Origin of the sequence: Winogradskya consettensis, assembly GCF_018332715.1 — a bacterium.
Taxonomy (GTDB): Bacteria; Actinomycetota; Actinomycetes; order Mycobacteriales; family Micromonosporaceae; genus Actinoplanes; species Actinoplanes consettensis.
In genome coordinates this window covers 104,411-117,801 of record NZ_BOQP01000007.1, presented here as the reverse complement: position 1 = coordinate 117,801, position 13,391 = coordinate 104,411, and the positions used below count along the sequence as shown (strand labels likewise).

Sequence of the window (13,391 nt, the reverse complement as noted above, 5' to 3'; positions counted from 1 at the left end):
GGGCTGTCAGGTGCCCCAGGCCTCGAACTCGTAGATGCGGGCTGCGGGGTCAGCGGTCTGCGTGGGGGTGGTGACGGTGAGGCGGACGTAGCGAGCCGTTGTGGTCACGGGGTGAGCCGATGTGCTGTCGGTGTTGGCGTTTACCGTGACGACGGTCTGCCAGGGGTCCGTTGTCGCTGAGCGGACGGCGATGGTGAACGCCTTGGTGTTGAAGGTGGCGGACTCGCCGCCCGCACCGGCGTGTTTGACGACGAAGCTGCTCAGGGAGCGGTTCGAGCCGAGGTCGACCTCGAGCCACTTCTGCGTACCCAGGGAACACCACTTGTCGGAGTTGCCGCCGCTGACGCTGCCGTTCACCGCCTTGGCGGCGCTCTCCGCGGTCGCGCACTGGGAGTCCGCGGTGGCCGGCTGGTTGAGGGCCAGGTTCGTCGCGACCGGTGCGCCGCTCCACTCCACCTCGGTGCTCTCGGCGGTGGATCGGCCGCCCTCGGCGCCCACCGCCTCCACCTCGATGGTGCTGGCCGCTTCGGTGCCGGTGCGGTCGAGGCGCGGCACGAAGTAGGAGGTGTTCGTGGTGCCGCCCAGATAGGCCCGGGTGCCGTCGGCGTTGCGGTGGAACACGTCGTAGTGGTGCACCGGCCCGCTCGCGGCGTTCCAGGTGAGCCGCACCGTCTTGCGGGCCGATGACACGTCCGTCACGCCGAGCACGGACAACCCGTCCGGCGCGTCGACGGCGTCCACCGCGCCGTCGTACACGGCGATCCTGCCGACGTGGATCGAGTAGGCGTCCACCGGCTCGGAGGCAGCCGCGCGCAGACCGAGCTGGGCGATCGTGCGGCCGGCGTACCCGGAGAGGTCGAGGGTCTTGGTCTCCCAGCCCGTGCCGGTGGTGGCGCCGAGGTCGAGGGTCGTGAACGTGGCCGGATCGTCGGTGAACGACACCGCCGCGGCCAGGTTCGTCGCACCCGCCGCCGGGTTCTTGACGACGACCGACAGCTTGGTGTCCGCAGCAACCGGGAGCCGGGTCTGGTAGAGCCGCACGGTGTTGGCCGCGTCGAGCTTGCCGGACAGCTGCAGGGAGCTGCCACCCTCGTACGCGTCCGAGAAGTCGATGCCCGGCGTCAGCTTCGTGCCCGTCGACTGCACCACCCAGCGGTACGTCGGCGGCACGTCCTGCAGCGACAGGTTGTTCCAGCCGCTCGTCCCGAGCCGCTCCCCGCCGACCGCGTAGAAGTCACCCTGACCGGCGTTGAAGCTGGTCACGAACGGCTTGGCCGTCACCGCGGTGGACTCGGCGACATAGGTGGCCAGCCCCTTCCACGTCGACGTCGTTCCCGTATCGGACGGGTCGTTGTTGGCGCCCACCCAGTAACGCGCGTCGCGGCTGTAGAAGTCGGCCCGCGACGTCGACGACTTCCAGGTCCATTCGGGCCGGTAGAGCCCGAGCCCGGTCACGTGCGGCTGCCCGTCCGGGAACACCGAGCTCCAGGGTACGGCTGTGTTGTACCCGTTGGCCTCGGTGTCGATGCCCGCGTACAGCTCGTACTCGCTGCGTCCGAGCCCGCGGGCCGTGGTGCGCGAGGTCGTCTGCTTGGCCGCGCTCCAGCCGAAGTCGAGGAACATCGAGTCGGACACCCGCGTGGCGCCGTCCTGAAGGAACGCGTCGTTCGCGGTGTTCAGCCCGTCCTGCCAGGACACCGCACCGCTCTCGGTCATCGCGTCGTACCACATGAAATCGACCGGGCCGCGCGACTTCGCATACGTCAGGGTGTTGCGCACCTCGGTCGCCAGCGCCGCGTCACCGCCACCGGTCTCCTGGTTGATGAACCAGCCCTCGAAGCCGTAGTGCTGCGCGACCTCCACGAGCTTGTCCGCCACCGGATAGCTGTTCCCGGACTTCTGCACGAAATCCCGGACCCACTGCAGCTGCCCGCCGTACGCCGCCGGCGGGAAGAACACCGTCCCGTAGACCTTCACCCCGTTGCGGTGCGCCGCATCGATGACCGTGGCGTTCGGAGCGAGAATCAGTCCCTCACTCGCCGACCCGCCCCAGAAGACCAGCGTGTCGATGTACTGCCAGTACGGGAACGCGTAGTAGTTCGTATCCAGCGCGCCCTGCGACGGATTGCCGGACGTCGGCCCGAACGACACCAGCGACGCGATCCTGCCCTCCCCGGCGTGCGCGTTCGCATTGGCCTTCAGAGCGGGATCCTGGGTACGCGCCGCGAGCGGCACCGTCGACACGTTGAACCGTGCATCGGCATCGGTAGCCGGATCCCAGTTCAGAATCGAGTTCGGATGCCAGTACGACGCGTACGGCTGGTTCCCCGGACCCACCGCGGCGGCAGCGCTCGCCGCCACCGCGGTGGGTCCGGGCATCGCGCCGCCGAGCGCAAGCACCGCACCAAGGCCAGAAAGCAAAAGGCGTGACGGTTTCATCGCGGTCTCCTCGCGAACGCGTCGACTCTCACCGGACAACCGGCCGCTAGGTTCCCCTGACAACGGTGTCAGCCACGGTCCAGCCCGACGATATGGCAAGACTTTCACGTTGGTCAATGCGTTGTGCACCGGTCGGTGCGGGTCGGGGCTGCGCGGCCGATGCCACCGCCCGGACCCGGGTGCTCATCCTTACGACCTTCGACCTCGACGAGTACGTCTATGCCGCGCTCCGGGCGGGCGCGAGCGGTTTCCTGCTCAAGGACACCCTCGCCCCGGACCTGCTGTCGGCCATCCGCGTGGTCGCGCGTGGCGAAGTGGTCGTGGCGCCGAGCGTGACCCGCCGCCTGCTCGACCGCTGTGTCACCACGGGCGGCGGGCCCGCCGTCGCGTCCCTGGCACTGGACACGCTGACCGACCGGGAACGCGAGGTGCTGGGCCTCGTCGCCCGCGGCCTGTCCAACATCGAGATCGCCGGCCGCCTCTACCTGTCGGAGGGCACCGTCAAGACCCATGTCAGCCGGGTCCTCGCCAAACTCGGCCTGCGCGACCGGGTCAGGCCGTGGTGTACGCCTACGAGTACGGCGTGGTGCGCGCAGGTAGCCCTTTCTCGTTCGGAAAAGACTCGTAACTTTCGGCATTCCGATAATGGCGTCAGGTGGCCGTAATAACTACAGGTCATTGGCGACAGAGCGATCTTGGCTGCTCAGAATGCACAACAAGACATTGACGGTAGTCGAACTCTGTCGTTAACCTTCCAGCAATTATCGGAAACTTACGATGAACTCTGAGGCGTCAGGAGGCTCTGCATGACGGAAATCGCCCTGCTCGGGGCGGAGCTCACCGCGGTGACGCTGCTGGTTCTCGGGCTCTACTTCCCCCGGCATCGGCGCTGGGACCTGGTCGTCGCCTACTTCGGCGTCAACGTCGGTGTGCTCGCGGTCTCCAGCGCCCTGCGCACCACCGAGTCCGGTGCCGGGCTGGGCATGGGGCTGGCCCTGTTCGGGGTGCTGTCGATCATCCGGTTGCGGTCGACCGAGCTGGACCAGACCGAGGTCGCCTACTACTTCTCCGCACTCGCGCTCGGGCTGCTCGGGTCGCTCGCCACCACGTCGATCTGGTGGAACATCGGTCTGATGGTGCTGGTCGTCGCGGTGATCGCGACCGTGGACAACCGGCGTTACCTGGCCCGCTACCAGCAGCAGATCGTTGTGCTCGACGTCGCGGTCACCAACCACGCCGAGCTCGTCGACCGGCTGGAGATCCTGCTCGGCGCCCGGGTGCACTCCGCGCGCACCCAGCGGATCGATCTGATCAACGAGTCCACCGTGGTCGATGTGCGCTGGACCGCGACCCGCACCGCCCGCACGACGCGGCCCGCAGAAATGGCGGTACACCTGTGAACCCCTCGAAGGTAGTGGCGATAGTGATCGCCGTCCTGCTCACCGCCACCGGCGTGCCGGCGCGCGGGTCCACCCCGAAGGCCCTCGCCGGGGACATCACCTTCTCCACACCCAGCGGCACGTTCACCACCTCGGTCACGGTCGCGCTGAGCACGGCCATCGGCAGCGCCCAGATTCGCTACAGCACCGACGGCACGGTCCCCACCGCCGCGTCCACGCCGTACGCGTCCCCGTTGACGCTGACCGCCACCACCCAGCTGCGGGCGCAGGCGTTCGTCGCGGGCACCGCCGCGGGCTCGATGGGCACCCAGATCTACGTCCGGCGCGCCGTCGAGGCGGCCGGCAACAACCTGCCCCTGCTGCTGCTCGACGACTACGGCAAGGGCAAGCCCGGCCGCGACTACGTCGACGCCGCCGCGATGCTGTTCGACCCCGGCACCGCCGGCACCACCTCGCTCGCCGCCGCACCGGTCGTCGCCACCCGGGCCGTCATGCGGTTGCGCGGCCAGTCGTCGGCCATGTTCGACAAGACGCCGTGGCGCATCGAGTTCCGCGACGACGCGGACGAGGACGCCGGATACCCGGTGCTCGGCATGCCCGCCGACGGCGACTGGGTGCTGCGCGGGCCGTTCCCCGACAAGGCGCTCGTGCGCGAGGCCGTGATGATGGAGATCGCGAAACAGATGGGCCTGGCCACCCCGCGCTACCGGTTCGTCGAGCTCTACACGAACTTCGACGCGAACCCGGTGGCGGCCGCCGATTATCAGGGCGTCTATCTGATCGAGGAGACCATCGAGAACGACAAGGACCGCCTCGATCTCAAGAAGCTCGACCCGGAGGACGTCACCGAGCCCGACGTGACCGGGGGCTACATCCTCGCCCTCGAATGGCTGGCCGCGGAGGAGCCCACACTCACCTGCACCGGCGCGGCGGCGACGTGCTGGAACTTCCTCGAGGTCAAGGACCCCGACGATCTCGTGCCGGCACAGCGGACGTGGCTCAACGCGTACATCCAGCGGTTTCACGACATGCTGCACAGCCAGGGCTTCGCGTCGCAGTATCCGTCCTGGATCGACGTCGGCTCCTGGGTCGACCTGATCATCCTGAACGAGTTCGGCCGTGACATGGACTCGTACGTCCGCAGCACCTACTTCTACAAGGACCGCAGCGGCCCGCTGGTGGCCGGACCGGTCTGGGACAAGGACCTGACGTTCGGCGTCGGGGGATACGAGAGCAACAACCAGACGTCCGGTTTCCAGTACCAGAGCCAGAACCGCCAGCCGCAGGCCAGCGACTGGTTCAAGATCCTGCTGTCGGATCCCGCGTTCCAGACCCGGCTGCGGGCGCGCTGGCAGTCACTGCGGCAGACCGTACTGTCCGAGGCGAGCCTGACCACGCTGGTCAACGGCCTGACCACGCCGCTGACCGCGGGAGCCGCCCGCAACTTCCAGAAGTGGCCGAACCTCACCACGGCGATGATCGGCCCGTTCGTCACCCCGACGGCGAACACCTGGCAGGGTCAGGTCCAGACGATGCGTACGTGGATGACCCAGCGAGCCACCTGGCTGGACAGCACCGCAGGCTGGGGCGGCGGTGGCACGACGCCACCGCCCGGCGGAAGCTGCACCGCGACGATCACCCCGGGCACCGTCTGGGGCGACCGCTACAACACCTCGGTCACCGTCACCGGCGCGACCACCTGGACCGTCACCCTCGCGATCACCGCGCCGCAACAGGTCACGACCACCTGGAGCGCCGCCTTCACGAACGGTGGCACCACCCTGACGGTCAAGCCCAACGGCAGCGGCAACACCTTCGGCTTCACCACGATGACCAACGGCAACAGCAGCGCCCGCCCGCGGATCACCTCCTGCGCGGCCGGCTGACCACGTCAGAGCCCGGTGCCATCCAGATCCAGCTGGTCATGCCCGGCGAGCCACCGTACGGACTCGCGCAGGGCATCCAGCGAGGAGTAACGCGGCGCGTAGCCGAGAACCGCGCGAGCCCGGTCGATGCTCGCCGCGATGCTGCGCTCGACGTGCTCCCGGGTGGCACCGGCATGCTCGGCCCCGGCCCGTTTCTCGAACTCCGGCCAGTCCACCAGATCGAGCACCGGCTCGCGACCGAACCACCCGGCCACCCCCGCCGCGAGACCACGGCAGGTCATCGCCTGCTCGGCCACCACGTGGAAGCTCTGCCCGATCGCGGCCGGCCGGGTCAGTGCCCGCTCGAAGGCCTGTGCCACGTCGTCGGCGTGCACGTGGTGGAGCACCCCGAGCCCGAGGGCGGGCAGGGCGACCGGCTCGCCGGTGGCCAAGCGCCGCCACACGTCCGGGTCGAGGTTGCCCGCGGGGGTGATGACCGGCCACCCCGGACCGCTGATGTGCCCCGGGTGCAGAACCACCGACGGGACACCACCGGCGAGGGTCTCGCGATGCAGCAGTTCCTCGATCGCGGCCTTACCGGTGCCGTATTCGCCGTACGCCGTGCGTGGCTCGTCCTCGGTGACCGGCAGCCTGGCCGTACGCCCGTGCACCCAGATCGTGCCGCAGTGCAGCAGCAGCGGGCGGGTGGGGCGCAGGGCGTTGACCAGCTGCCGGGCGGACCCTGGGGTGAAGCAGATCAGGTCGATCACGGCGTCGGGCTGCAGCGCGGCGATGCGCGCGCCGAACGTACCGGCAGCGTCCTCGGCCTCGCGGTCGGCGGTGACCCGTTCGACCGAGCGCCACTCGGGCGCGTCGTGGTAGGGCGTGCGCTCACCCCGGCTCACCGCGACGACCTCGTACCCGGCCCTGACCAGGCGCGGGACCAGATAGGTGCCGACGTGCCCGGTCGCTCCGATCACCACTGCTCGACGCATGTCCCGCAGCTTACGAGCGGTCCCGGGTCCGCCGGAAGGTGGGCCCGGACCTGCCGAAATTACCGGTAATCTCCGCGCCGTCAAATCTATTGACCCCGATCGATACAGCGTCGTAACGTGCGCTTAACACCTCCGGAAGTCATCGATAGAGCTCCGGAAGTTTCAGTCCCTCAGGCGTGAGTCCATGAAGGGAAAGCCCTTATGAGCATCGAACCCGGCCGTTCCAGGGCCCGACCCACGATCGTCGCGCTGGTGGTATCGGCGCTGACGGTCGCCGGGGCTGTCGCCGTCCTGGCGAGCACCCCCACCGCACCTGCCACCGCCGTGCTCGCCGCCGCGGCCGCTCCCGTCGAGGACGAGGGCGCCGACTGCGCGGTGCCGGCCCTGCCCGACGCGGGCTCGCTACCCACCAACGCCAAGCTGCCCGACCCGTTCACCCGGATCGACGGCACGCGCATCACGACGGTCGCGGACTGGCGGTGCCGTCGCGAGGAGATCAAGAAGCAGGCGGAGAAGTACGTCTACGGTACGAAGCCCGCGCCGCCGGCAACCGTCACGGGCACGGTGTCGTCCACGAACATCACCGTCAACGTGACCGACAACGGCAAGAGCTCCAGCTTCTCGGCGTCGGTGTCCCTGCCGAGCGGCACCGGGCCGTTCCCGGCGGTCGTGGTCTACGGCGGGTTCGCCGACACGGCCACGATCCGGGCCGCGGGGGCCGCGGTCATCAACTACGACCCGTACTCCGTCGGCAAGGAAGGCACCGGGCGCGCGAACAAGCAGGGCGCGTTCTACAGCATCTACGGCGCGACGAGCACCACCGGTCTCCTGCAGGCCTGGGGCTGGGGAGTCAGCCGGATCATCGACGTGATCGAGAAGTCGGGCGGGAGCGTCCTGAAGGCCGACGCGACCGGTGTGACGGGCTGCTCCCGGTTCGGCAAGGGTGCGTTCGTGGCCGGCGTGTTCGACCAGCGGATCGCGCTGACGATGCCGATCGAGTCGGGCACCGCCGGAGTTCCGATCTTCCGCGGCGTCCCCGGTGAGGGCGCTCAGAGCCTGAGCAGCGCGTACGGCGAGCAGCCGTGGTTCGGTGACGCGTTCAGCTCGTTCACCGGCGCCCCGGGCAAGCTGCCGGTGGACACCCACGAGATGGTGGCCATGGTCGCGCCGCGGGGACTGTTCATCATGGACAACCCGCACATCGCGAACCTCGGCCCGAAGTCCGGCAGCGTCGCGGCGCTGGGCGGTGCCGAGGTCTACAAGGCGCTCGGCGCGGGCAGCAACATCACCTACTGGTCCGACATCGCCAACGGCACGCACTGCGCCAACCGGCCCGAGTGGACGGCCCCGCTGCAGCAGAACATCAATAAGTTCCTGGTGAAGACCGGTAACGACGCCGGCGCGATCCGGATCTCCAGCAAGGCCCTGGGCAACCTCGCCGAGTGGCGCACCTGGACGACCCCCACCCTGGGCACCGGCCCGACCTCCCCGCCCCCGAGCGACCCGTCGTCCCCGCCGCCGTCGTCCCCGCCGCCCTCGTCCCCGCCGCCGTCGTCCCCGCCTCCGCCCAGCGGCAGCTGCACCGCGACGGTCACACCCGGCACGGTGTGGGCCGACCGGTACAACACCTCGGTCACCGTGACCGGGTCCACCGCCTGGACCGTGACGATCGACATCACCGCTCCCCAGAAGGTCTCCACCACCTGGAGCGGCGCGTTCACCTGGAGCAACGGCGGCAACACCATGACTGTCAAGCCCGACGGCAGCGGCAGCACCTTCGGCTTCACGACCATGACGAACGGCAACTCCAGCGCCCGGCCCCGCATCACGTCCTGCACCGCGGCGTAATCCAGCGGTCCGGGCGGATCCACCACCGCCCGGACCGCCTTCCCCGGAGGTACTCATGAACAGAAGATCCACCCGCCTGAAGCGGTCCGCCCTGGTCCTCTCCGCAGCCGGAATGCTGGTCGCGGCGGGGTTCGCGGTCCTGCCCGGCTCCGCCAGCGCCGCGACCACGCTCGGCGCGTCCGCCGCCGCCCGCGACGGACGTTTCTTCGGTACCGCGGTCGCGGCGAGCAGGCTCAGCGACACGGCGTACACCACGATCCTCGACCGCGAGTTCAACGCGGTCACCCCCGAGAACGAAATGAAGATCGACGCCACCGAGCCGAACCAGAACCAGTTCAGCTACACCAACGCGGACCGGATCGTCTCCCACGCTCGTGGCCTGGGGATGCAGGTACGCGGTCACACGCTCGCCTGGCACTCGCAGCAGCCCGGTTGGATGCAGAGCCTGAGCGGCACCGCCCTGCGCAACGCGATGATCAACCACATCACCCAGGTCGCCACCCACTTCAGGGGCCAGGTCACGTGGTGGGACGTGGTGAACGAGGCGTACTCCGACGCCGGCGACGGTTCGCGCCGCGACTCGAACCTGCAGCGCACCGGCAACGACTGGATCGAGGTCGCGTTCAGGACCGCCCGGGCAGCGGACCCGGACGCGAAGCTCTGCTACAACGACTACAACACCGACAACTGGAGCGCCGCGAAGACCCAGGGCGTCTACCGGATGGTGCAGGACTTCAAGTCCCGCGGTGTCCCGATCGACTGCGTCGGCCTCCAGTCGCACTTCACCGGCGGGTCGAGCTACCCGAGCAACTACCGCACCACGCTGTCCAGCTTCGCCGCGCTCGGTGTCGACGTGCACATCACCGAGCTCGACATCACGAACGCGCCGACTGCGGCGTACACCAATGTCACCAATGATTGTCTTGCTGTCGCCCGCTGCAAGGGCATCACCGTGTGGGGCATCAGGGACTCGGACTCGTGGCGGTCGGGGGAGAGCCCGCTGCTCTTCACCAGCAGCGGCGGGAAGAAGGCGGCCTACACCTCGGTGCTGACCGCGCTGAACAACGGCACCTCGCCGACGAGCCCCACGACCCCGCCTGGATCCCCGACGACCCCTCCTCCCGCCGGCTCCTGCACGGCGTCGATCACCCCGGGCACGGTGTGGGGTGACCGGTACAACACCTCGGTGACCGTCTCCGGAGCCACCTCCTGGACCGTCACCGTCGCCATCACCTCACCGCAGCAGGTCACGACGACCTGGAGCGCCGCCTTCACCAACGCCGGCACCACCCTGACGGTCAAGCCCAACGGCAGCGGCAACACCTTCGGCTTCACCACGATGACCAACGGCAACAGCAGCGCCCGGCCGCGGGTCACCGGCTGCACCGCGAGCTGAGAAGGGACCGTCCGATGAATCGCATCCTCAAAGCCGCACTGGCCGGGGTGGCCGCGGCATCGCTCGCGGTCGCCACCGCACTGATCGGTGCCCAGCCGGCAGAAGCGGCATCGCTGGTCCGGGTGACCAACTTCGGCACGAACCCCAGCAACCTCAACATGTACATCTACGTGCCGGACCGCCTCGCCGCCCAGCCCGCGCTCCTGGTCGCCATGCACTACTGCGGCGGCAGCGCCTCCGCGGTGGCCAACGGCTACTTCCGTGACTACGAGACAGCAGCCGACCAGTACGGCTACATCATCGTCTTCCCGGAAGCCACCCGCAGCGGCAACTGCTTCGACGTCTACACCCAGCAGGCCCTGCAACGAAACGGCGGCAGCGACCCCGTCAGCATCATGTCGATGGTCAACTACACCAAGTCGCAGTACAACATCGACCCCGGCCGCGTGTACGCCACCGGCGTCTCCTCCGGCGCCATGATGACCAACGTCATGCTGGCCGACTACCCGGACGTCTTCGCGGCCGGTTCGGCGTTCATGGGCGTCCCGGCCGGCTGCTTCGCCACCACCGGCGGCTCGACCTGGAATTCCCAGTGCGCCAACGGCCAGGTCATCAAGACCGCCCAGCAATGGGGCGACCTCGCCCGCTCGATGTACCCCGGCTACACCGGCGCCCGCCCTCGGATGCAGGTATGGCACGGCACCGCGGACAACACGCTCTACTACAACAACTTCGGCGAAGAGATCAAGCAGTGGACCAACGTCAACGGCGTCAGCCAGACCCCGGTCCTGACCGACTCGCCGGCGTCGAGCTGGACCCGCACCCGCTACGGCAACAGCAGCGTCACCCCGCCGGTGGAAGGCATCAGCGTCTCGGGTGCCGGCCACACGCTGCCCCAGAACGGGATGATCGCGTACGCCATCAACTTCCTCGGCCTCAACACCACCGGGGGAGGGGGCGGAAGCACCCCGCCGTCCTCCCCGCCGCCTTCGTCCCCGCCGCCACCCACCGGTAGCTGCACCGCGACGGTCACCCCGGGCACCGTCTGGGCCGACCGCTACAACACGTCGGTGACCGTCACCGGCTCCACCACCTGGACCGTCACCGTCGCCATCACCGCACCCCAGAAGGTCTCCACCACCTGGAGCGGAGCCTTCACCTGGAGCAACGGCGGCAACACCATGACGGTCAAGCCCAATGGCAGCGGCAACACCTTCGGCTTCACGACCATGACCAACGGCAACAGCAGCGCCCGCCCCCAGATCACCGGCTGCACCACGACCTGATCCCCGCGGCGGCTGCCGATCACCCCGTCGGGTGGTCGGTAGCCGCCGCGCTGCGTGAAGCACACTGAACGGCGCAGCGGCGGCGGGCGGGGGAGAACTGGTGGGGCTGGGCGGGGAGTTCGGGAAGCTGTGGACCGGTAGTGCGGTGTCCAATCTGGGCGACGGGATCAGCTTCGTCGCGATACCGCTGCTGGCCGCCACGCTGACCGACAGCGCCACGCTGGTGGCCGGGCTGTCCCTGGCCTTCACCCTGCCGAGGCTGCTGGTCTCTGTCTTCAGCGGGGCGCTCGTCGACCGGATGGACCGGCGCCGGCTCATGACGATCGTGAACCTCGCCCGGGGTGGCGTCATGGGCGTGCTGTTCGTGCTGGTGGCGGTGGACCTGATCTCGATGCCCGTGCTCTACGCCGTGTTCGTCGTCCTGGGCCTGCTCGAGACGGTGGCGGACACCTCGGCGTTCTCGGTGCTGCCGACGATCGTGCCGGCCCGGGACCTGGACCGGGCGAACGGGCGGCTCAGCACCGCGCAGATCGTCTGTGACGAGTTGCTGGGGCCGCCGCTGGGTGGCCTGCTGTTCGGTGTCGCGGCCGCGCTGCCGGTTCTCGTCGACGCCGCCTCGTTCGCGATCGCCGGGCTGCTGTTCCTTATGCTCCGCGGGGACTTCCGTCAGCACCTGAACACCGACGTCGCCCGGGAGCCGATGATCCGCGAGATCGGGCACAGCCTGCGCTGGCTGGGGAGCCACCGGCTACTGCGGTTGCTGACGGTCATGCTGTCGCTGACCAGTCTCGCGTACATGCTGCCGTTCTCGGTCCTCGTGCTCTTCGCCACCGGCACGCTCAGGCTGTCCCCGGCCGGTTACGGCATCGCCCTGGCCGTCTCGTCGCTCGGCGGGCTCGCCGGCAGCTTCGTGGCTCCCTACCTGCGCCGCAAACTCGGCACCGCGTGGACGATCGGGGGGACCCTGCTGCTCGGCGCCGCCGCCTTCCTCGTGATCGCGGCCACCAGCTCGGCCGTCCTGTTCACCGCGATGCTCGCGCTGTACTTCTTCTACACCACCATCTGGAGCATCACCGTCGCCTCGCTGCGGCAGACCCTGGTGCCGGATGAGCAGCGTGGTCGTGTTGCCGGTGCCAACAAGACGCTGGGTCTGCTCGGTCTCACCCTGGGCTCACTCGGCGGCGGTCTGATCGCCGACGCGTACGGGCTTCGGGCGCCGCTCTGGGTTGCCGGCGGGTTGCTCGCCGCGACCGCGTTCGTTGCCCTGCCCGTGCTGCACCGGGCCGTGACGGCCATGGCCCCGGCCGAGGAGCACATCGGCGTCTGAACGGGGAAAGCCGATTCCTCAGGCCGGGCCGGGCGCGGCCGAATGTCGCCGGCATGGGTGTGGATCTGGTCGAGATGCAGCGGGGGTTCGCCGCGAGTGCGGCGGATACCGAGCGGGTCGTCACCGAGGCCGTGACCGGTCGGCGGGGGCGTGGCGCGGTGATGCTCGCGTTGTCCAGTCCGGGTGCGCGCTGCGTGGTGCTGGCGCAGGTGCGCCGGGACGGGTTCGATGAGGTCACCGTGGTCGGTGCGCCGGATGTGGACGTGTGTGTCGCGCTGGGGTTCTCCGTGCACGGGTTCGGGGACTGGGTGAAGATCTCACCGCGCGACGCCGACGTGTGGCCCGGGGACGCCGCGGTGGCCGTGGCCGCGCTGGCGACCGATATCGACCTGACCCGGGTCGGGATCGCCTGGCGTGAGGGTTGTGACGACGGCAGGGACGTGGCCCGTGCCCGCGCAGCCCTGCTCGCGTATTTCGGGGCGAGTCAGCAGCGGTTCACGTTGCCGCGGCCGATCGATCAGCGGCGGCTGCTGACCTACGACCCGGACGGGCGGCTGGGCCGTGCGGTGATCGCCCTGAGCCGGCCGTCGGGGATCGAGCCGGCGTCGCTGCGGCATCTGGAGGAGTGCGGGATCCGGACAGCCGCTGACTTCGTGGGCGTGCAGATCGACTATCTGTCGGTGCGGCGTACGACCTATGTCATCCGGCGGGACGGCACGCCGGTGCAGATCCGGGGCATCGGGCCGGAGCGGGCGCTCAGTTTGTCGTTCTGGCGGCAGCGGATCGATGCGGGCCGGGCACCCGTCTTCGGCTGAGGGGTGCCCGGGCCGCGCGA

The 13,391-nt window shown here is 69.3% G+C and carries 9 protein-coding genes and 1 pseudogene; 8 read left to right on the top strand and 2 right to left on the bottom strand.

The genetic code is table 11. From position 1 onward, the window contains the following. Positions 1-6: 6 nt before the first annotated feature. Complete coding sequence (locus tag Aco04nite_RS08190) at positions 7-2,379, bottom strand: endo-beta-N-acetylglucosaminidase (protein ID WP_212996650.1); 2,373 nt, start codon at positions 2,377-2,379, stop codon at positions 7-9. Positions 2,380-2,597: 218 nt separating this feature from the next. Here Aco04nite_RS08190 and Aco04nite_RS08185 point away from each other — a divergent pair. The 3 genes and pseudogenes from Aco04nite_RS08185 to Aco04nite_RS08175 all read left to right on the top strand — a co-directional run. Then, a pseudogene (locus tag Aco04nite_RS08185) lies at positions 2,598-3,067 on the top strand (LuxR C-terminal-related transcriptional regulator); the annotation flags it as partial. Positions 3,068-3,245: 178 nt separating this feature from the next. Then, on the top strand, positions 3,246-3,839 hold the full coding sequence (locus Aco04nite_RS08180) for a DUF4956 domain-containing protein (protein ID WP_212996575.1): 594 nt from the start codon (positions 3,246-3,248) through the stop codon (positions 3,837-3,839). Further along, positions 3,836-5,725 carry a CotH kinase family protein gene (locus Aco04nite_RS08175; protein ID WP_212996574.1) on the top strand — a complete coding sequence of 630 codons (1,890 nt, stop codon included), beginning with the start codon at positions 3,836-3,838 and terminating at the stop codon, positions 5,723-5,725. Before Aco04nite_RS08180 ends, Aco04nite_RS08175 begins: the two co-directional genes overlap by 4 nt. 5 nt (positions 5,726-5,730) lie before the next feature. Here the strand turns inward: Aco04nite_RS08175 and Aco04nite_RS08170 are convergent, their stop codons facing one another. Further along, positions 5,731-6,699: an NAD-dependent epimerase/dehydratase family protein gene (locus tag Aco04nite_RS08170; RefSeq protein WP_212996573.1), complete on the bottom strand. Its 969-nt coding sequence runs from the start codon at positions 6,697-6,699 to the stop codon at positions 5,731-5,733. Between the two features lie 201 nt (positions 6,700-6,900). On the opposite strand from Aco04nite_RS08170, the gene Aco04nite_RS08165 reads away from it, so the two are divergent. The 5 genes from Aco04nite_RS08165 to Aco04nite_RS08145 all read left to right on the top strand — a co-directional run bounded on the left by Aco04nite_RS08165 (position 6,901) and on the right by Aco04nite_RS08145 (position 13,371). Next, positions 6,901-8,547: a glucuronyl esterase domain-containing protein gene (locus Aco04nite_RS08165; protein ID WP_244875819.1), complete on the top strand. Its 1,647-nt coding sequence runs from the start codon at positions 6,901-6,903 to the stop codon at positions 8,545-8,547. A 55-nt stretch (positions 8,548-8,602) separates the two neighbouring features. Continuing rightward, complete coding sequence (locus tag Aco04nite_RS08160) at positions 8,603-9,943, top strand: glycoside hydrolase family 10 protein (protein ID WP_212996572.1); 1,341 nt, start codon at positions 8,603-8,605, stop codon at positions 9,941-9,943. Positions 9,944-9,957: 14 nt separating this feature from the next. Continuing rightward, the gene (locus Aco04nite_RS08155; protein WP_212996571.1) at positions 9,958-11,229 is read left to right on the top strand and encodes an extracellular catalytic domain type 1 short-chain-length polyhydroxyalkanoate depolymerase; all 1,272 of its coding nucleotides are present in this window, start codon (positions 9,958-9,960) and stop codon (positions 11,227-11,229) included. Between the two features lie 100 nt (positions 11,230-11,329). Further along, positions 11,330-12,556 (top strand): MFS transporter, encoded by a 1,227-nt coding sequence (locus tag Aco04nite_RS08150; protein WP_212996570.1) that lies wholly within the window; start codon positions 11,330-11,332, stop codon positions 12,554-12,556. Positions 12,557-12,609: 53 nt separating this feature from the next. Beyond that, positions 12,610-13,371: a hypothetical protein gene (locus Aco04nite_RS08145; protein WP_212996569.1), complete on the top strand. Its 762-nt coding sequence runs from the start codon at positions 12,610-12,612 to the stop codon at positions 13,369-13,371. Positions 13,372-13,391 lie beyond the last annotated feature (20 nt).

Coding starts and splice junctions, on each gene's coding strand:
- Aco04nite_RS08170 (WP_212996573.1), bottom strand. CDS start 6,699: ATGCGTCGAGCAGTGGTGATCGGAGCGACCGGGCACGTCGGCACCTAT.
- Aco04nite_RS08165 (WP_244875819.1), top strand. CDS start 6,901: ATGAGCATCGAACCCGGCCGTTCCAGGGCCCGACCCACGATCGTCGCG.
- Aco04nite_RS08145 (WP_212996569.1), top strand. CDS start 12,610: ATGGGTGTGGATCTGGTCGAGATGCAGCGGGGGTTCGCCGCGAGTGCG.
- Aco04nite_RS08180 (WP_212996575.1), top strand. CDS start 3,246: ATGACGGAAATCGCCCTGCTCGGGGCGGAGCTCACCGCGGTGACGCTG.
- Aco04nite_RS08160 (WP_212996572.1), top strand. CDS start 8,603: ATGAACAGAAGATCCACCCGCCTGAAGCGGTCCGCCCTGGTCCTCTCC.
- Aco04nite_RS08155 (WP_212996571.1), top strand. CDS start 9,958: ATGAATCGCATCCTCAAAGCCGCACTGGCCGGGGTGGCCGCGGCATCG.
- Aco04nite_RS08190 (WP_212996650.1), bottom strand. CDS start 2,379: ATGCCCGGACCCACCGCGGTGGCGGCGAGCGCTGCCGCCGCGGTGGGT.